This is a genomic window from Sphingomonas sp. SUN019, from assembly GCF_024758705.1.
In the GTDB taxonomy this organism is placed as follows: domain Bacteria; phylum Pseudomonadota; class Alphaproteobacteria; order Sphingomonadales; family Sphingomonadaceae; genus Sphingomonas.
The window spans coordinates 1,773,304-1,792,984 of sequence record NZ_CP096971.1 but is presented as its reverse complement, the minus strand read 5'-3'; the positions used below and the strand labels follow the sequence as shown (position 1 = coordinate 1,792,984).

General features: G+C 65.5%; 12 protein-coding genes. 8 read left to right on the top strand and 4 right to left on the bottom strand.

Translation table 11 applies throughout. The features are described 5' to 3' along the window. Nucleotides 1-295 precede the first annotated feature (295 nt). The 5 genes from M0208_RS08670 (at nucleotide 296) to M0208_RS08650 (ending at nucleotide 7,521) form a co-directional block, all read left to right on the top strand. Nucleotides 296-3,352 carry a TonB-dependent siderophore receptor gene (locus tag M0208_RS08670; protein WP_258891308.1) on the top strand — a complete coding sequence of 1,019 codons (3,057 nt, stop codon included), beginning with the start codon at nucleotides 296-298 and terminating at the stop codon, nucleotides 3,350-3,352. Between the two features lie 308 nt (nucleotides 3,353-3,660). After that, nucleotides 3,661-4,935, top strand: coding sequence for a D-arabinono-1,4-lactone oxidase (locus M0208_RS08665; protein WP_258891307.1), 1,275 nt, complete (start codon nucleotides 3,661-3,663; stop codon nucleotides 4,933-4,935). Continuing rightward, nucleotides 4,932-6,068 carry a DSD1 family PLP-dependent enzyme gene (locus tag M0208_RS08660; protein WP_258891306.1) on the top strand — a complete coding sequence of 379 codons (1,137 nt, stop codon included), beginning with the start codon at nucleotides 4,932-4,934 and terminating at the stop codon, nucleotides 6,066-6,068. Before M0208_RS08665 ends, M0208_RS08660 begins: the two co-directional genes overlap by 4 nt. Then, entirely contained in the window at nucleotides 6,065-6,691 is a 627-nt protein-coding gene (locus M0208_RS08655) for a TetR/AcrR family transcriptional regulator (protein WP_258891305.1), read from the top strand. The genes M0208_RS08660 and M0208_RS08655 overlap by 4 nt, the downstream gene beginning before the upstream one ends. Further along, nucleotides 6,688-7,521, top strand: coding sequence for a hypothetical protein (locus M0208_RS08650; protein WP_258891304.1), 834 nt, complete (start codon nucleotides 6,688-6,690; stop codon nucleotides 7,519-7,521). The genes M0208_RS08655 and M0208_RS08650 overlap by 4 nt, the downstream gene beginning before the upstream one ends. On the opposite strand, the gene M0208_RS08645 is transcribed toward M0208_RS08650, so the two are convergent. Both M0208_RS08645 and M0208_RS08640 read right to left on the bottom strand, forming a co-directional pair. Beyond that, entirely contained in the window at nucleotides 7,492-8,922 is a 1,431-nt protein-coding gene (locus M0208_RS08645) for an amidase (protein ID WP_258891303.1), read from the bottom strand. The genes M0208_RS08650 and M0208_RS08645 overlap by 30 nt on opposite strands. Beyond that, nucleotides 8,919-10,544, bottom strand: coding sequence for an alkaline phosphatase (locus tag M0208_RS08640; RefSeq protein ID WP_258891302.1), 1,626 nt, complete (start codon nucleotides 10,542-10,544; stop codon nucleotides 8,919-8,921). Before M0208_RS08640 ends, M0208_RS08645 begins: the two co-directional genes overlap by 4 nt. Before the next feature lie 186 nt (nucleotides 10,545-10,730). On the opposite strand from M0208_RS08640, the gene M0208_RS08635 reads away from it, so the two are divergent. Next, complete coding sequence (locus tag M0208_RS08635; RefSeq protein ID WP_258891301.1) at nucleotides 10,731-13,307, top strand: TonB-dependent receptor; 2,577 nt, start codon at nucleotides 10,731-10,733, stop codon at nucleotides 13,305-13,307. A 795-nt stretch (nucleotides 13,308-14,102) separates the two neighbouring features. Here the strand turns inward: M0208_RS08635 and M0208_RS08630 are convergent. Further along, entirely contained in the window at nucleotides 14,103-14,741 is a 639-nt protein-coding gene (locus M0208_RS08630) for a TetR/AcrR family transcriptional regulator (protein ID WP_258893204.1), read from the bottom strand. Between the two features lie 143 nt (nucleotides 14,742-14,884). Between M0208_RS08630 and M0208_RS08625 the strand changes: the two genes are divergently transcribed. Next, nucleotides 14,885-17,224: a TonB-dependent receptor gene (locus M0208_RS08625; protein WP_258891300.1), complete on the top strand. Its 2,340-nt coding sequence runs from the start codon at nucleotides 14,885-14,887 to the stop codon at nucleotides 17,222-17,224. A 46-nt stretch (nucleotides 17,225-17,270) separates the two neighbouring features. Beyond that, nucleotides 17,271-18,527, top strand: coding sequence for an MFS transporter (locus tag M0208_RS08620; protein ID WP_258891299.1), 1,257 nt, complete (start codon nucleotides 17,271-17,273; stop codon nucleotides 18,525-18,527). Here the strand turns inward: M0208_RS08620 and M0208_RS08615 are convergent. Further along, on the bottom strand, nucleotides 18,524-19,681 hold the full coding sequence (locus M0208_RS08615; protein ID WP_258891298.1) for a Gfo/Idh/MocA family protein: 1,158 nt from the start codon (nucleotides 19,679-19,681) through the stop codon (nucleotides 18,524-18,526). The genes M0208_RS08620 and M0208_RS08615 overlap by 4 nt on opposite strands.

Below are 19,681 nucleotides of genomic sequence, written 5' to 3'. Positions count from 1 at the left end.
CCTTGGTCACTGATGCGGCGAAACTAACCCAGCCGTGAGGCCGTATCCCATCGCAAGCGCGCGACAGACCATAGGCCTCATCTATGGCATCACATATAAACTGAGGTTATGGATTTATGAACCGATGGAAGGCGATCGGACCTTGACGCTCGCCATCACAGCCGCGCACCTTGGTCCATCCGACATGATCGGCGGTGCGGGCGACCGCGGCGACCGATCGGCGGATGCCGCTGAGGGACACGGCAGCAGACCGGCGACGAAGACCGGTTGCGAATATAGATAATTTGGGGGCGACATGAATAATCCTGGATATTTCCCGCGACTGGCAAGCGTCTGCAGCTGGGCGGCGCTGGCCATTGCGATGACCGTTTCGCCCGCCGCCGCGCAGACCGCTGCGTCCCTTCAGGAACCCGCCGCGACGCCGCAGAACGAGGCCGGGGAGGACGTCATCGTCACCGGTTCGCGCGTGGCGCGTGACGGCTTCCAGGCCCCGACGCCGCTGACCGTGCTGACGCAGGAGGAAATCCAGAACTCCTCGCCGTCGAACAACATCGCCGATTTCGTCAACCAATTGCCCTCGCTCGCCGGTTCGACCCGCCCGTCCAACTCGCGCCTGAACCTGTCCAGCGGACAGGCCGGGATCAACGCGCTGAACCTGCGCAACCTGGGCGAAATCCGCACGTTGGTGCTGCTCGACGGTCGGCGTTCGGTCGGCTCGACGATCACCGGGCTGGTCGACGTCAACACGATCCCGCAGGCGCTGATCAAGAGCGTCGAGGTCGTCACCGGCGGTGCGTCCGCAGCCTACGGCTCGGACGCGGTCGCGGGCGTCGTCAACTTTGCGCTCGACAAGAAGTACAAGGGGCTGAAGGTCGCGATCGACAGCGGCATCACCGACAAGGGCGATGGTCAGAATTATTCGTTCAGCGTCGCGGGCGGCATGGCGTTCGGCAGCGACGATCGCGGCCATATCCTGCTGTCGGCCGAACTCGCGCACCGCGACGGCATTTTCCAGGTCGACCGCGACTGGAACGCGACCGGATATGTCCGCATTCAGGATCCCAATTGGACCGCGACCAGCACCACCCCGCAATTCCTGATCCGTCGTCAGGTCGGCGCAGCGAACTCGACGCCGGGCGGTCTCATCACCGCATCGGCCGGGGGCACGGCGAACCGGCTGCGGGGCACCTATTTCGGGCAAGGCGGGGCGATCCAGCAATATCAGTACGGCGCGCTGACCTTCCCCTCACCGACCGGCACCGCCGCACCGTCGTTGACGCAGGGTGGCGACTGGCGGGTCAACGATTCGGGGCGGCGGATCGGCCTCGATCCGCTGGACGATCGCCACGGGGTGTTCGGACGGCTGAGCTACGAGGTCGGCGACGGGATCGAATTGTTCGCGGAAGGCGCGTACAACCGGCAGGAAGTGCTGTTCAACGCCGGGCCGAATCTGGCGACGGGCGTCTCGCTCGCCGCGACCGGTTGCGGCACGGCGGCGACGTCCGCCACAGCGCCGCTGACCTGCAACGCCTTCCTGTACAACACGCTCGGACCGTCGCGCCTTACCGGCATCACCAGCGTGACGATCGCGACGACCGCGGCCGACCTGCCGTTCCGCGCGGTCAACAACAAGCGCGAGGTGCAGCGTTACGCGATCGGCGCGGAGGGCAATGCCGAGGTGTTCGGCAAGAACGCGACGTGGAACATCTACGGCCAATACGGACGCGCCAAGCTGCGTGAGCAATTGCGCGACATCATGAACGTCACGCGCATGAACAATGCGACCGCGGCGGTGTTCGCACCGGCGGGGAACACGGGCGGCTATGCTGCCGGGTCGATCCAGTGCCTGGTTAACGTCGACGCCAGCACGACGAACGACGATCGCGCCTGCGTGCCGCTCAACCGGCTCGGCATCGGCGTCGCCAACCCCGCGGCGTTCGATTACGTGCTGGGCGATCCGTACCGCGACGAAGTGGTCGAGCAATATAACGCGGCGTTCAACGTATCGGTGACGCCGTTCGCCACCTGGGCGGGCGATGTCAGCGTCGCGCTCGGCGCGGAATACCGCAAGGAACAGATCAAGGGCTTCGTGCCGGCCGAATTCCAGCCGGTGCCCATTCGCGACGCGAACGGCAATTTGACCGGCGCGACCAACCGGTGGTCGGTCGGCAACTATCTGCCGACCAACGGCAGCTATGACGTGAAGGAAGCCTATCTCGAGACGGTCGTCCCGTTGGGCTTCGGGCTCGAATTCAACGGCGCGGCGCGCGCGACGCGTTATTCGACCGCGGGCTATGTCACGACGTGGAAGGCGGGGGCGACCTGGCAGCCGATCGACGATATCCGCGTTCGCGTGACGCGTTCGCGCGATATCCGCGCGCCCAACCTAAACGAACTGTTCTCGGCCGGCACGGCGAACAGCGATGCGGTGCGCAATCCCAATTTTCCGGGCGGCAGCCCGTCCTTCGTCGCACCCGGTCAGCCACCGCAAGCGACCTACAGCTATTCCGGATTTGCGACCGGCAACGCCAACCTCCGGCCAGAAAAGTCCGATCAGTGGAATGTCGGCGTGGTGCTGTCGCCGCGCTTCGTGCCCGGGTTCAACGTTTCGGTCGATTATTTCGATATCAATCTGAAAAAGGGGATCGGCTCGTTCAGCGCGCAGACGATCGTCGATCTGTGCTCGCAAGGGGAGCAGTCGCTCTGCGATGTGATCTCGATCGATGCCGCGCGCACGCAGAACCCGGCGCAACCCTATCTCATCATCCTCACGCAGCCGTTCAACGCGGCCAGCCAGAAGGTTCGCGGCGTCGATATCGACGCGTCGTACCGCCTGCCGCTGGATCGTCTGTTCGATCAGGCCGATGGCGCGCTGACGCTCCGCGGCATCGCCACCCGCTATATCGAGAACCGGTTCGATAGCGGCGTGCCCGGAACCGTGGTGCTTAACTCGGTGGGCGTGAATGGCGGGCAGGCGAGCACGCCGAAATGGATCTATCGCGGCAGCGCCACCTACGACACGTCCAGCTTCTCGATCACAGCGGTCGGTCGTGGGGTGAGCGCAGGGAAATACGTCGCCAACGGGATCGAATGCCAGACCGGCTGCCCGCTTTCGACCACGCAATTCCCGACCTATGACGACAATCGCGTCTCGGGACTGTTCTACGCCGATCTCAACCTGACCGCGAAGATCGACATGGGCGGGGCCGATGCGCAGATGTTCCTGAACGTGACGAACGTCTTCGACCGCTGGCCGCTGCTGCTCCCGGAAACGGGTCTGGCGGCGAACAGCACCTATTCGGATCTGCTGGGCCGCTCGTTCCGCGCCGGTATTCGGATGGAGACCAGATAAGGAATTATGCAGTTTGAAGCCGGCCGGTCGGCAAGCGGCCGGCTTCCCGTAACGACGCCATAGCCGCGGGCGGCATTAGCGATCTTCGCACTCCGCATGCGAAAATGCTGATCGGTCGGCACGGGACAGTGGACGCCAGAGGCGGCTACGATCAAAGGCTGTCGATTGATCGGCGCAACCACGATCGCCTGTGCATCACGGTCACCTGACGCCCGTCCGGTGGTCTGGTTATGGTCGGAAATTCAAAATACAGTAGCTACCAGTATCAGAAATCCTTATCGCTTGCGGCTCACCGTCGGAGGATATCGTTGGTCTATATTGCCGCCGCGGGCTGGACAAACTGGTCGGGTAGCGTCGTGGCAACTCCTGCCACTCTGCTGCGTCCAACCAGCGAGGGCGAACTCGCGCGGGCGATCGCGGCAGCGGACAAAGTTCGCGTGGCGGGGGCGGGGCATTCGTTCATGCCGCTGTGCGATACCGCCGGACTGCTGATCAGCCTGGACGATATGCCGGGCGAGCTTACGATCTCGGCCGACCGGACGCGGGCGACCGCGTCGGCGGGATGGAGCCTGAAGCGGCTGACCGCGGCGCTGTGGGACGAAGGGCTGTCGCTCCCCAACCAGGGCGACGTCAATCCGCAGTCGCTAGCGGGGTCGATCGCGACCGGCACGCACGGCACCGGGCGGACGCTGGGGAGCCTGTCGACGCTGGTGCGATCGTTCCGGTTGATCTTGGCCGACGGATCGATCGTCGCCGCCAGCCCGGCCGAGAATCCCGAACTGTTCGAAGCACAGCGCTTGTCGCTCGGTCTGTTCGGCGTGGCGGTGGAGATCGAGTTCGACGTGATCCCAGCCTTTCATCTGGAGGAGCGGATCGAGAAGAGGCGGTTCGATGAGATCGCGGAATGCTTCGACGATCTCGCGGCGGGACACCGGCATGTCGAATTCTGGTGGTTCCCCCACGCCGACAGCGTGATCCTGAAGACGCTCGACCTGGTCGATCCGTGCGATCCGCCGCGCCAGCGCAGCGACATGAGCGAGAAGGGCTTTCGCCGGATGTGCGACATCGGCGCGGCGGTGCCGATGCTGGTACCTTATCTTCAGCGATCTGCGATGAAAGCCCCGATGCGCGGACGGCGCAAAGGGCCGGCGCACGTGATATTCCCGTCCGATCGCACCGTGCGGTTCGAGGAGATGGAATATGAACTGCCCGAGGCGAACGGGATGGCGGCGCTGAAAGAGGTGGTCGGCTGGATCAGGAAGAAGCGCCTGCCAGTCAGCTTTCCGTTCGAATATCGCACCGTCGCGGGCGACGACATCTGGCTGAGCCCTATGAACGCCGGGCCGTGCGCGTCGATCTCGATGCATCAATATGCGAAGATGCCGTGGCGCGGGATGTTCGCGGAGGCGGAGGCGGTGCTCCGCGCACATGGCGGGCGGCCGCACTGGGCCAAGCGGCACACGCTGACCCGCGACGATGTCGATGCGCTATATCCGCTGGCGGAGCGCTTTCGCGCGGTGCGGCGGGCGCACGATCCGGGCGGCAAGTTCCTCAACGCGCATCTGGCGGAATTGTTCGCATGAGCGACGATATGCGGCTGCATGGGGAGTTGATCGGGCGGCAGGGATCGCGCGACGCGCTGAACACGCCGGTGCTGGTGCTCGACGCCGATGCGCTCGACCGCAATATCGCGGCGATGGCCGGACTGGCGGCGGCGCGTAGCGTGGCGCTGCGGCCGCACGCCAAGACGCACAAGAGCGTGGATATCGCGCGCCGTCAGATCGCGGCGGGGGCGATCGGATTGTGCTGCGCCAAGCTGGGTGAAGCGGAGGCTTTGGCCGAGGGCGGGGTCACCGGGCTGCACTTGACCTCTCCGGTGGTGACGCCGCCCGCGATCGCGCGGTTGGCGGCGCTGGCCGGGCGTAGCGAGGGGCTGACGGTGGTGGTGGACCATCCTGCCAATGCGGAGCGGCTGGCGTATGCGGTGGCACCCGATGCTGTCCGGCTGGGCGTGATCATCGATATCGATCCGGGCATCCGCCGCACCGGCGTGGCGAGCGCGGCCGACGCGGTGACGCTGGCGGAAACGATCGCGCGCCATCCCACGCTCCGGTATCGCGGGGTGCAGTTCTACTGCGGAGCGCAGCAGCATATCGAGAGCTATGCCGGCCGCCGCGCCGCGATCGAGGATCGCACCGAGTATCTGCGTACGGTGATCGCTGTGCTGACCGCGGCGGGCCATGCGCCGGAAATCATCACCGGATCGGGCACGGGCACGCACCGCATCGACCTGGATCTGGGCGTCTTCACCGAACTGCAGGTCGGATCGTACGTCTTCATGGACCGGCAATATAACGATTGCGACCTGACGGATGCGGCGGATGCGCCGTTCGAGACCAGCCTGTTCATCGATTCGCGCGTCATCAGCGCGAATGGGCAGGGAATCGCAACGATCGACGCCGGGTTCAAGGCGATGGCGACCGACGGCGGTCCGCCGGTGATCGTGGACGGCGCGAGCGAGAGCGCAAAGTTCATCTTCATGGGTGACGAACATGGTGCTGTGATCGGTCCTGATCGGCTTACGATCGGCGACCGCGTGACGCTGACCGCACCGCATTGCGACCCGACGGTGAACCTGTACGACAGCTTCCACGTCGTGCGGGGCGATACACTGATCGACATCTGGCCGGTCAGCGCACGCGGGCGGTCACGATGAGCGATACCCAGGACATCGTCCGTCGTCCCAAGCAGGAACGGTCGCAGGCGACCTACGAACTGCTGCTGAACGTCGCGGGTGAATTGCTGGCGGAGGTGGGGATCGACCGCATCTCGACCAATCTGATCTGCGCGCGCGCCGGGCTGACCCCGCCTGCGCTCTATCGTTATTTCGACGATAAATACGCGGTGCTGGAGGCGCTGGGGCGGCGGCTGATGGCGCGGCAGAATGCAGCGCTGGAGCAATGGATCGCGCGCCATGCGCCCGGCGGCCTGGCCGCATTGCGCGGCAATATCGAGGAACTGCTGCGCGAGACCGCCGCCGTCACCGCCAGCGAACCGGGCGCGGTTTGGATCCTGCGCGCGCTTCACGCCAGCCCGCGGCTGGTCCATGTCCGCGTCGAATCGCACCGCTACGTCACCGATCGTCTGACCGACGCCTATGCCGCGCATTTGCCCGATATCGACCGGGACGAATTGTGGCAGCGGCTGCGGCTGTCGGTAGAGATGGGTTTCGCGGTGGACGAGATGCTGACCGAGGAGACCAGCCTCTCCGCCGACGCCGCGTTCCGATACGCCGCGCACACGCTGCGCGGCGATCTGCCGCGCGCGCCGCGCGAATGAGTCGCGCTGTACTTTGCGTCGCGGCGCTATCGTTGACTGCGGGTGCGATGGCGCAGGTCACGCCGCGCGCGACCGAAGTGCGCCGCTACCCGGTGCCTGAGGCACGGCAGGGCGTCTCGGTCGATGCGGCGCGCTTCTACGCGATCGATAACCGCACCATCGCCGCTTACGATCGCCGATCGGGGCGTCGCGTCGCGCGGTGGGAGGGCGATCCGGCGCTGTTTCAGCACCTCAATTCCTGCGTGGTCGATGCGGCGCGGCTGATCTGCGCGCATTCCAACTATCCGCGCGTGCCGATGGCGAGTTCGATCGAGACGTTCGACGCGCGCACGCTGCGGCACCTCTCCAGCCACAGTCTGGGGCCGGGTACCGGATCGCTGACCTGGATCATCCGCCGTGACGGATATTGGTGGGCGGGCTACGCCAATTACGACGCGAAGGGCGGGGACGCGGGGCGCGACCACCGTGCGACCTTGCTGGTGCGGATGGACGATGCGTTCGTGCGGCAGGAGGCGTGGCTGTTCCCGGACAGCGTGCTGGCCGCGATGAAGCCGTACAGCAGTTCGGGCGGGGTTTGGGGCGACGACGGTTTGCTCTACGTCACCGGCCACGACGCGCCCGAAATTTATGTCGTGGCGTTGCCCGAAGCGGGATCGACCTTGCGCCATGTCGCGACGATTCCGGTCGCGACCGGGGGGCAGGCGATCGCGTGGGATCCGGCGCAGCCGCGGACACTCTGGTCGATCAGCCGATCCGACGCCAGTGTCGTGGTCAGCCGCCTGCCGGTCGTCGGACCCCGCTCAATTCCAGATCGCCGGGCGGCGCCCTGACCAGGGCTGCTCGCGCTCCAGCTGCCCGGCCAGGCGGAACAAGGTCGCCTCATCGGCATAGCGTGCGGTGAACATCATCCCGATCGGCAGATCGTCGGGCGACATTTCCAGCGGCAGCGACAGCGATGGCTGGCCGGTGAAGTTGAACAAGGCGGCATAGGGGAACAGCGCCGCCTGTTTCTTGACGATATCCGCCGGATCGCCGTCCGCGCCGCTGATCGTGCCGATCGGCGGCGGCGGGGCGGTCATAACCGGCGATAGGAAGACGTCGAATGTATCGAACCGCTCGACGACACTGCGGCAGAGCATCCGCAATTCCTGAAAGCCCCTGAATGCTGCCTCGCCGGTGACCGCACGCGATCCGTGGAGTGCGGCCAGCGTCAGCGGTTCGAGTTCGCCGGGCTCGGGCTCACGCCCGACGCGCGCGATCACGCGCGCCATGCCTGCGGCGAAATTGGCGGCGGAGACCGGCGCACGGGCGGCGTGTATCGCGATCTGGTCGACGCCCAGCGGCTGTTCGACCACGTCATGCCCGAGCGAGGCCAGCAGCGCGGCGGTGCGTCCGAGCGCGGCCTGCACCTCCGGCCCCGGCCCGCCGCCGCGCGGAGTCTGTCCGGACCAGGCGATGCGCAGCCGTCCGGGTTCGCGGGTTACCTCGTCGAGATACGGCCCGGCTTTGGCGGGGATGGCATAGGGCGATCCGGCCTCGGGCACGCCGGTCACATCCAGCATCGCTGCGCTGTCGCGCACGCTGCGGGTCACGACATGATCGACGCAGAAGCCCATCGCATAGTCGAAACCGTCGGGCAGGTTCGGGTTGCGATCACGCGTCACCTTCAGGCCCACTAGCCCGCAGCAGGCGGCGGGGATGCGGATCGATCCCAGCCCGTCGCTGGCGTGCGCGACCGGCACATAGCCCGCCGCGACCGCCGCCGCCGATCCGCCCGACGAGCCACCCGCGATATGATCGGGGTTCCACGGATTGCGCACCGCGCCGTACGCCGCGGTCTCGACATTGCCGATGATGCCGTATTCCGAACTGGCCCCGCGCGCGATCGGGATGACGCCGCTTTCGCGATAGCGGCGCATCAGCCCGGTATCCGCCTCGTCGACGATATCGCGGCAGAAGCGGCTGCCGCTGGTGTTGGGCCAGCCGGCGACGCCGATGCCGAAATCCTTGACGATGAACGGCACCCCGGCGAACGGCCCGTCGACCAGCGGCTTGGCGGCGGCGGCGCGGGCTTCGTCGAAGGCGCGGTGGGTGATCGCGTTGACCACGCCGTCGTTGCGCTCGATCCGTTCAATCGCGGCCTCGACCAGTTCGGCGGCCGAAACGTCGCCGTCGCGCACCAGTCTGGCGAGGCCGAGGCCGTCATGCTCGGCATAATCGGGAAAGCTCATGCCATCTCCAGTTTGCGTGCGCCGTGCGCGACCTGCGCGGTGGTGGTGCCGGTCACGGCGAGCGAGCGGCGGCGGACGGTGTCGAGCATCGTCCAGTCCGATCGCGCGCTGTCGCTGGTCAGCGTCACCGTCATATAGCCACGGCGGCTGGTGTCGCACCAGCGCAGCGCCGGATTGGCCGCGACCAGATCGGCGGCGATACGCGCCGGATCGGCGGTGAAGCGCGCCTCGAACCCGAATGAGGCAATCGACTGCCCGGCGAATTCGACGCCCGCCGCACGGTTGCCCGAGGCGAGATCGAATGCCCAGGCATTGTGGCTGTCGCCCGACAGCGTGATGAGATCTGCCTTGGCGGCGATCGCGCTGTCGAGCAGGCGGGTGCGTGCGGCGGGATAACCGTTCCAATTATCCATGCTGAACGGCAGACCGAGCTTAGCCGCGGCCACGCCCAGCTTCAGCCGGTCGACCGTGGCGGCGGGCGGCGGCGCGTCGAACCAGCCGGGGGCCTGTGCGGGCAGCACCATCGGCCCCATCGCCACCTGTTGCGCAAGTATCTGCCAACGCTGCCCCGCCTTGACCGAGGCAGCGAAACCGTCGCCGAGCCAGCGTTCCTGCGCCGCGCCCAGCATCGTGCGGCGCGGATCGGCCAGCGGGCCATCGCGAAAGGCCGCGGCTGCCTTCAGCGGATTGGCCGCGCCCTTCAGCGCATCACCCAGATCGAGCGGCTCGTCACGCGCCAGCAGCCGCGTTTCGAGCCGGAAGATCGCGCCGAGATCGCCAATATCGTAGCGATCGTACGGCGTGTCGGGCATCGGCAGCCATTCGTGATAGGCCTGCATCGCCGCCGCCTTGCGCGCGTCCCATGTTCCTTCACTGGCATCATGGTTGCTCGCCCCGCCGCGCCACGAATTGTTCGCCACTTCATGATCGTCGATGATCGAGATCATCGGCAGCCGCGCGTGGAGTGCGGCGAGATCGGGATCGGCGCGGTAATCGGCGTAACGCGCGCGATAGTCGGCCAGCGTGACGGTCTCGCCCGGCGGCAGTGCGGCGCGATCGGCCATCGCCTTCGCCGCCTGGCTGTGCTGCCCGGTGCCCCATTCGTAAATGTAGTCGCCGAGATGGATGACGAGATCCACGTCGTCGCGCGCAGCGACATGGGCATAACCGTTGAAGAAGCCGAATTCCTTGTTGGCGCACGACATCACCGCGATGCGGAACGGATTGGTGCCGCGCGCGGGCAACGTGCGGGTCCGGCCGGGCGGGGATCGGTCGCCCCCCTCGGCGATGAAGCGGTAGTGATACCAGCGGCCGGGTTTCAGTCCGGCGGGACGCAGCTTCACGCAGTGGTCCGCATTGGGTGAGGCGACGCCTTCGCCGCGCGAGACGATGCGGCGGAACCGCTCATCCTCCGCCACCTCCACGCGTATGCTCGTCTCGCCGCCGTTCGCGGGGCGATAGCGCGTCCACAGGATCACGCTCGCCTGTTTGGGATCGCCGCTCGCGACGCCGTGGGTGAAGCCGCTCGCCGTTGCGCGCGCCGCACCGGGCAGCCCGAGCAATCCAAATCCCGCGGCGCCCGCGGTCAGGAACGATCGCCGGTCGGCGTAAAGATCGGTCATCACTGCTCCTTGGTCGCGATCCTGCCGACGGCGATGCCGACCTGCCGCGACTGCATCGTGACAGTCTTGCCACCCGCGCGCAAATTGCAATAGTAATAGCTATCGATTGTCACAAAGCTTACGCAAAGCGCGGCCACAGGGCGAGGCGACGCCGCACGGAATCGATACGGCAAAAGGGGAATACAGATGGCTGACGGGCATTTGATCGATCGCAACGCGCACGCCCTCCGTCGGCTGGCGCTGACCGCCAGCGTCGTCGCGCTGGCCTTTGCCGCGACCGCCGCGCAGGCGCAGGACGCCCCGGTCGCACCGGACGAAACCGCGGAGGACATCGTCGTCACGGGCGACCGCGCCTCCACCCTGGCCGCGATCCGCATCAAGCGCGACGCGCCGACCATCATCGAGGCGGTGTCCGCCGATACCGTCGGCAAGCTGCCCGATTACAACCCGGCCGAGGCGATCCAGCGGCTACCCGGCGTATCGGTGCAGATCGACCAGGGGGAGGCGCGCTACGCCGTCGTTCGCGGGGTCGATTCGAACCTGAACAACGTCACGATCGACGGGAATCTCGTTGGCGCGCCCGAAGCGGAGGGTCGCCGGGTCTCGCTCGACACCATCCCGTCCGATCTGGTCGCGTCGATCGAGGTGATCAAGGCGGTGACGGCCGACTATGACGCCAATGCGGTCGGCGGCACGATCAACATCCGCACCCCGTCCGCGTTCGACCGGGCCGACAGCTTCCTGTTCGGCAGTCTGCGCGGATCGTTGAACGATATCGACGGCCGTCTGGGCGGCGGCGGCAGCCTGACCTATGGCACGCGCTTCGGCGGCGACGACAGTTTCGGGATCGTCGCGGCGGCCAGCTACAACAAGCGTTTCCTGAGCTCGCAGACCGCCAATCCGGTATCGTGGATTCCGCGTGGGCCAGGCGTGCGCAACGCGCCCGCGCAATATCAGCTGTACGATTATGAGATCACGCGCGAACGCATCGGCGCGGTGCTGAACCTGGAATGGCGCGGGGCCGACCTGTCGCTCTACATCCGCAACATCTACAACGAATATACCGATGAGGAAGGGCGCGATTTCCTCGATTACGATTACGATCGCGGCACCGCGACGATCCTGTCGCCGACCAGCATCCGCTATTCGCGCGGCCGCGGCACGCGCGCGTTTCGGCAGAACAACCAGACGCAGAAACTGCTCAACGTCTCACCCGGCGGCGAATGGGATTTCGGCGGCGGAAAGCTGGCGTTCAACTACACCTACGCGAACGCGAGCGAACATACCCCGGTGCGCGACGATCTCGATGCGATCTCGCCCGATACGCTGAACAACACGATCGATCTGTCGCCATCGCGGCCGGTGTTCAGCCAGATCAATCCGGCGATCGCCAATGCGTCGATCTACAATTTGCGCCGTTTCCAGTTCCGCAGCGAGGAAATCGACGAGACGCTGCATTCGGGTCGCGCCGACGTGACCTTCGGCGATGTGTTCGGCGACACCGAAGGCTTCATCAAGCTGGGCGGCAAATACCTCAACCGCCACAAGACGCGCGACAGCCGCCGCCTGCGGTACGATTACACCGGCGCCGCGACGCTGGCGGGGGCGATGACGAACGACGCTTCGCCTTACTACAACGGCGATTATCCCGGCGTGTTCGGCCCGCGGCTGGACTACGGCAAGCTGCTTGGCCTGTTCGACGCCAATTCCGTAGGGTTCACGCTCAACACGATCGAGACGCTGCGCAACGATTTCAACGTCGACTACGGCATCCGCGAGAAGATCTACGCCGGTTACGGCATGGGCAGTATCACGCTGGGTGACCTGACCGCGATCGGCGGCGTTCGCGTCGAGCATACCGATACGCGATCGACCGCCTTTTCGGTGCGCGACGCAGACGGCGACCGTGTGCTGGAGCGGTCCGACATCACGCCGCTGACCGGTGTGAACCGCTACACCGACGTGCTGCCCAGCCTGCACCTGAATTACCGCCCGAGCGACGACGTGCAGATCCGTGCCGCGTACACCAACACGATCGGTCGCCCGAACTACGATGCGGCGGTGCCGACGTTCGAGGAAGACGCGGGCGTCGGTTCGGCGGGCAACCCCGATCTGAAGCCGTTCAAATCGATGGGGCTCGACCTGACCGCCGAATTCTATCCGGCGCGCGAGGCGATCGTGTCGGCGGGCGTGTTCTACAAGAAGATCGAGAATCCGATCTACAACGGGATCGTCCTGAACACGGTGTTGAACGGCGTGCCGTTGACCCAGCTGTCGCAGCCTCTGAACGCGAAGAGCGGCTATATCCTGGGGGTCGAGGCCAATCTGCAATATCAGCTGAGCTTCCTGCCCGCGCCGCTCGACGGGCTGGGGGTGTCAGTCAACGGCACCTATGTGAAGTCCGACCTGCAGGTGCCGGGACGCGAGGCCGAGGACATTCCGTTCTTCCGCCAATCGGACAGAATCGCCAACGCCGCGATCTTTTATGCGATCGGCCGGATCGAGGCGCGCGTCGCGCTGTCGTACCGCGACGACTATATCGAGAGCATCGGCGCGGTGCGTACCTCGGACATCTACAACAAGGCGCGCGCGCAGCTGGATGCGAAACTGAGCTTCGACCTGACCGACAAGATCGAGCTGTTCGGCACCGCGTCGAACATCACCAACGCGCCGCTCGCCTTCTATCAGGCCGACAAGACCCAGACATTCTCACGCGAAATCTATTCTTATTCGCTGAGCTTCGGGATCAGCGGGGCGTTCTGAGCAAGAAATAAGGGTCACGTCGTCAAAGATCGCCGTTTCGTTAAATCGCCGATTTCGCGAAATGATCCACCGCGCTCAATGAACGGATTTGTTGTTTTCGTTGGCACCGCGCTGTCACGAGCTCCGGGGATCGCAGAAGTATCGCGACCAAACCTCTGGTGACCTCCTCGCGCTCGGCCAGGCTCAGCGCGCGTGCCGAACGCTTACGCTCGGCCGGACGGATGCCGCCCGACGGCGACAGCACCGAGAACACCGACGAGGACTCTCGATCGAACCGCCGGCCGATCTAACTCATCGACTCCCCACGCCGCCACCTGTCCCAGATCTCCGAACGCTGCGCTGCCGAGTAGTAAATCCGTGGTCGCTGCTTCATCGCTCACACCCACTCACCCCAAGAATGATGCGTTGCGACCACCCTTTGAACCCATAAGTGATTGTGGACGTTAAATCATAGTTGTGGCTGGCTTAGACAGTTACGAAAATGAAATTCGACCGACTGATCGCCTAGTCAAAAATTTGGCAGTAACTTGGATGAACAGGTGGCCGGTTTTTGTGAAGCGTCTCTTCGTCTCTGACTAGGAAGATGCGGGGGTGGCGGCCACCGACCCCAAGTCGACTGCGACCGAACTGCCCAACTACAAGCGTGGATTAACGACCCGCACCGGTCGTACTCGAAAGCGCCAAGGTCGATGCTGATTGTTCGTTAGCACCTTGATCTTGCCGCGGGCGACATGATCGAATTACCAATTCTCGGGTGCCGACACGCGCGAATGTTTGGCTTAAAGGTCAGATCCGTCAGCTATCCTGGTTGCCGATTCCATCCGCCAGCATCGATGCGATCTGATCGGCTACGTCCTCGGCCGGGTGATCGGTATTCCATACGCCGTAGCGCAGGCCGAGGAAGACGTTCATTCCCATGATCGCCCAGGCATGGATTTCGCCGACGCCGGGCTTCAGTTCTCCGCGATCCGCCGCCGCGGTCAGCCGCTGGGTGATGCGGTCGGCGGTCGTCGCATAGTGCAGCCGGAAGCTTTCGGGATCGACGAATTCGGCTTCGTCGATGATTCGGTACAATTCCTTATGATCGCGAACGAATTCCAGGAAACCTAGCAAACCGGCGCGCTCGGCCGCGATCTGTCCGTTGGCGGCGCGGATCGCGGGGGCGACGTGGTCGCGAACCTGGTCCGACATGTCGCGCACCAACGCACGGAACACCGCGTCCTTGGAATCAAAGTACGTGTAGAAACTGCCGAGCGCGACATTTGCGCGGCGCGTGATCGAACTGATCGACGCTGCGTGGAAACCACGTTCGCCGAACTCGATCGCGGCGGCATCGAGAATGGCGCGTTGCGTCCGCCGTCCGCGATCGGTTCGCGGTGTCTTTGCGTCGTTGGTGGATGCGTCCGCCGATGCATCGGCTTCCCCCTGCGCCATCATTCCGGATGCCATTTCCTCGCCCCCACAAAATACCAAGTTGAAACTCGGTTCATGTTTCAATATACGCGACGACAGACGGTGCACAACCTTGAAGCCGCTCAGCGTGGCGAAGGTCTGGCATCGAAGGGGAGGATATACCGATGGCTCGCACAATGTCCGCGCGAATCGCGCTCAATCTCGGCACCGCGGCGTTGGCGCTTTTCGCGTCTCCCGCCTTTGCGCAGGATTCCGCATCGCCACAAGCTGGCGGCGGAACGGCCGTCGAACCTGAAGATATCGATATCGTCGTGACCGCGCGCCGCCGCGAGGAAAGCCTGCTCGACGTGCCGATCGCGGTCAGCGCGTTTTCCGGCGCGCAGCTTGAGGCGTCCGGCGCGATCGACGTGACCGACCTGTCGAACGTCACCCCAAACGTCACGCTGGAAACCTCGCGCGGGACCAATTCGACGCTGACCGCCTTCATCCGCGGCGTCGGACAGCAGGATCCGGTCGCCGGGTTCGAGGCGGGTGTCGGCATCTATCTCGACGACGTGTATCTCAACCGCCCACAGGCCGCCGTCCTCGACATCTATGACGTCGAGCGGATTGAGATCCTGCGCGGGCCGCAGGGAACGCTGTACGGCCGCAACACGATCGGCGGCGCGGTCAAGTACGTCTCGCGACGGTTGGCCGACGACCCCACGCTGCGGGTCCGCGCCTCCTATGGCACGTTCAACCAGGCCGACGGCGTGATCAGCGGATCGCTGCCGATCGGCGACGGCACGGTCAGGATCGGGGGCGCCGTCGCGCGGCTGACGCGCGACGGGTTCGGCAAGAACCTGACCACCGGCCTGGAGAATTACGACAAGAATATCTGGGCCGGGCGCGCCACGCTGCAGATCGAGCCGTCGAGCGAGTTCTTCTTCCGGCTGACCGGCGATTACACGAAGGACAAGTCGAATCCGCGCGGCGGCCACCGGCTGATCCCGGGCCTGTCGAGCGGCATTCCCGTGCTGCCCAACGTGTTCGACAGCCGTGGCGGGCTGAATTCGCCGCGGCAGGAGGTGGAGGCATATGGCGGATCGCTGCTAATGGAGGCGCATCCCACCGACTGGCTGACGTTCCGTTCGATCACCGGCTATCGCAAGGACGACAGCGCCTCGCCGATCGATTTCGACAGCCTGGCCGCGGTCGATGTCGACGTGCCCGCATTCTACAACAACGAACAGTTCAGCCAGGAAGTGCAGGCGCTGATCGACCTCGGCGGATTCAACGGACTGCTGGGCGGATATTATCTCGACGCGACCGCGCGCACGGTGTTCGACGTGCGTCTGCCGGGCGGGGTGACCGCGCTGACCTTCGGCGACGTGGGGACCAAGACCGGCGCGATCTTCGGCGATTTCACTTATGATATGAGCGAGATGTTCAGCGTGTCGGTCGGCGGGCGCTACACCTGGGACAATCGCGAATCGACGATCTTGCGGCGCACCTATCTGGGGGGCGGATCGCCGTTCTTTGGCGGCACGGGGACGCTGTTTGCGACGACGTCGGATTTCAAGGGCAAGGCGACGTTCAAGAAATTCACGCCGCGGGCATCGGTCAGCTTCAAGCCGACGCAGGATCATACGCTCTACGCAAGCTATTCGCAGGGCTTCAAGGGCGGCGGCTTCGATCCGCGCGGGCAGTCGACCGCGTGCCGCACGCCGGCCGGCGGCGCCTGCAACGGGCAGCAGATCTACGACTTCATCGGCTTCGATCCGGAAACGGTCGACAGCTATGAAATCGGATACAAGGCGTCGCTGCTCGATCGCCGGGTAACGGTGGCGCTGGCGGGCTTCCATGCGGACTATACCGACGTGCAGGTGCCGGGTTCGATCGGCACGCTGATCAATGGCCAGCAGACGTTCATCGGCGTCACCACCAACGCGGGCAAGGCGCGGATCAACGGCGCGGAAGCGGAAGTGACCGCGCGGCTGTTCGACGATGTGGCGATGAGCGGCGACCGGCTGACCTATGCCGGCACGCTCGGGTGGATCGATGCGAAATATACCCGCTTCATCGATGCGCGCGGGACCAACGTCGCCGATCGCCGCGCCTTCCAGAACACGCCCGAATGGACGTTCAGCCAGACGCTCGCCTACACCACGCCGGTCGGCGACGGGTCGCTCGATATCAGCGGCACGATGTCGTATCGCAGCGCCGCCCAGCAGTTCGAGCTACGCACGCCGGGGCTGGACCAGGGCGCGTACGGGCTGTTCGACGCGAACATCGTCTACAAGATCGACGACCGCTTCTCGATCGGGGTCCACGGCAAGAACCTGGCGGACAAGGAATATGTCGTGTCGGGGTATAACTTCCTGTCGCAGAATCCCGACACCGGGAATTTCAACCGCAATCCGGCGACGGGCAGGCTGATCCCGACGCTGGGCGCGGAAGGCGTGCTGACCGCTTACTACGGCAATCCGCGGCAGGTGTTCGCGACCTTCACGGCCAAGTTCTGATTCTCGCCGGCCGCCCCACGCCGGGGCGGTCGCTACGACCGAACCGATGACTGAAAGCCCCCCGACGCGCGCGTATCGCAGGATCGTGCTGGCGATGCTGTTGCTGGTCTATACCTTCAACTTCATCGACCGGCAGATACTTGGCATCCTCGCACCAGCGATCAAGGCCGACCTCGGCCTCAGCGACACGCAATTGGGTTTGCTCGGCGGGCTGGCGTTCGCGTTGCTCTATTCAACGCTGGCCATCCCGCTCGCGCTGCTGGCCGACCGGACGAGCCGCAGCTGGGTCATCACGATCAGCCTGGCGGTCTGGAGCGCATTCACCGCGGCGTGCGGATATGCCGCGAATTTTGCGCAATTGTTCGCCGCGCGGCTGGGGGTCGGCGTCGGCGAGGCGGGCGGCGTCGCGCCATCCTACGCGCTGGTGACCGAATACTTCCCGGTCGAGCGCCGCGCGCGCGCGCTGGCGGTCTATAATCTTGGCATTCCCCTGGGGTCAGCGGCGGGCGTGCTGTTCGGCGGCTATATCGCGACGATGGTCGACTGGCGCACGGCATTTATTGCAGTCGGGATGGCTGGTCTGTTGCTCGCGCCGCTATTCCGTCTGGTCGTGCGTGAACCAAAGCGCGGGACAAATACGGCATTGCGCGCGCCGGTCGGGCAGGTGTTCGGCATCCTCGCGCGAAAACCCAGCTTCTGGCTGCTGAGTTTTGGTGCGGCGTTCAGTTCGATGCTCGGCTACGGCTTCGCGTTCTGGCTGCCATCGCTGATGAAGCGCAGTTTCGGACTCGACCTCGTGCAGACCGGGTTGTTCTACGGCAGCATCCTGCTGATCGGCGGCGTGGCCGGCGTGCTGCTTGGTGGAATCATCGGCGACCGGCTCGGAAAGACCGATCGTGCGGCCTATGCGCGTGCGCCGGCGATCGCATTCCTGCTGGCGGTCCCGCTGTTCGCCGCGGGCGTCCTGTCGTCGAGCGTGACCGCGGCCTTCATATTCCTGATCGTTCCGCAGGCGCTCGCCTACATCTGGTTGGCGCCTGTGATCACCGCGATCCAGCACCTCGTGCCGTCGCATATGCGCGCGACCGCATCGGCAAGCTTTCTGTTCATCAACAATTTGATCGGGCTGGGCGGCGGCAGCCTGATCCTGGGCGCATTGAGCGACGCCATGAGCGCGCGATTCGGAACGGAATCGCTACGCTATGCGATGCTGTCGGCGCTCTCGCTCTACCTCATGGCGGCGGCGTTCATGTGGACCGCTGCGAAAGCGCTGCGCGGTGACTGGACGGATTCCGGCCTTTAGAGCGGGGTCCACTTCGCGGAGCCTGCATTGTTCTCGATCATCGCCTCGACGAAGGTCATCGTCCTGACGCCATCGGTGATGCCGGGGAACCAGTCCGGCGCACCGGTCGGCGGCGGGGCCGTCGCGCCGGCGCGAACGGCGCGGCCGAAACTGCGGTAGAGGTTCGCGAACGCCTCGATATATCCTTCGGGATGCCCCGCCGGGGTCCGCAGCCGGGCGGTCGTCAGGGCGTCGAGGCCCGGCCCGCCCGCGCGGATGATTTCGGTCGGGCGGTCGAGCCAGCGGAGTGTCAGCGTGTTGGGCTCCATCTGCGACCAGTCCAAGCCGCCGCGTTCGCCGTGGATACGCAGGCGCAGGCCATTTTCGTCCCCCGCGGCGACCTGACTGGCCTTTAGCACGCCGCGCGCGCCGCCCGCGAAGCGCAGCAGCGCCGACACATCGTCGTCCAGGCGACGTCCGGGGACATGCGCGGTCAGGTCCGCACTGAGTTCTGCGACCGTCAGGCCGGAAACGTGCTCGGCCAGCTGGAAGGCGTGGGTGCCGATGTCGCCCAGACAGCCGCCCAGCCCCGCGCGCGCGGGATCTGTGCGCCATTCGGCCTGCTTGTTGCCGTCGCGGTCGATCGGCAGGCTGAGCCAGCCTTGGGAATATTCGACCTGGACCAACCGGACCCGTCCGAAGTCGCTCCGCGCGACGCGCACCCGCACCTCCTCGATCAGCGGATAGCCGCTGTAGGTGAAGGCCAGGCCGTACAGCTTGCCGCTGCGCCCGACCGCCGCCTCGATCGCGCGCGCCTCGGTCAAGTTCAGCGCCATCGGCTTTTCGGAAAACACATGGAAACCCGCGTCCAGCGCAGCGATCGCCATCGGCGCGTGGAGATGGTTGGGAGTCACGATCGCCAACGCCTGCATTCGCTGGTCCTGCGGCAGGGCAGCTTCCGCCGCGAGCATGGCGTCGAGCCCGGCATATGCCCGTGCTGGATCGACGCCTAGCGCCTCCGCGCTGCGCCGGCTTCGCGCCGCGTCGCCGCTGAACGCGCCGCACGCCAGAACATAGTCGCCGTCCAGCGCCGCCGCCATGCGATGAACCGCGCCGATGAACGCGCCCTCGCCGCCGCCGACCATGCCGTAGCGTAACTTTGATGATGCGCTCAT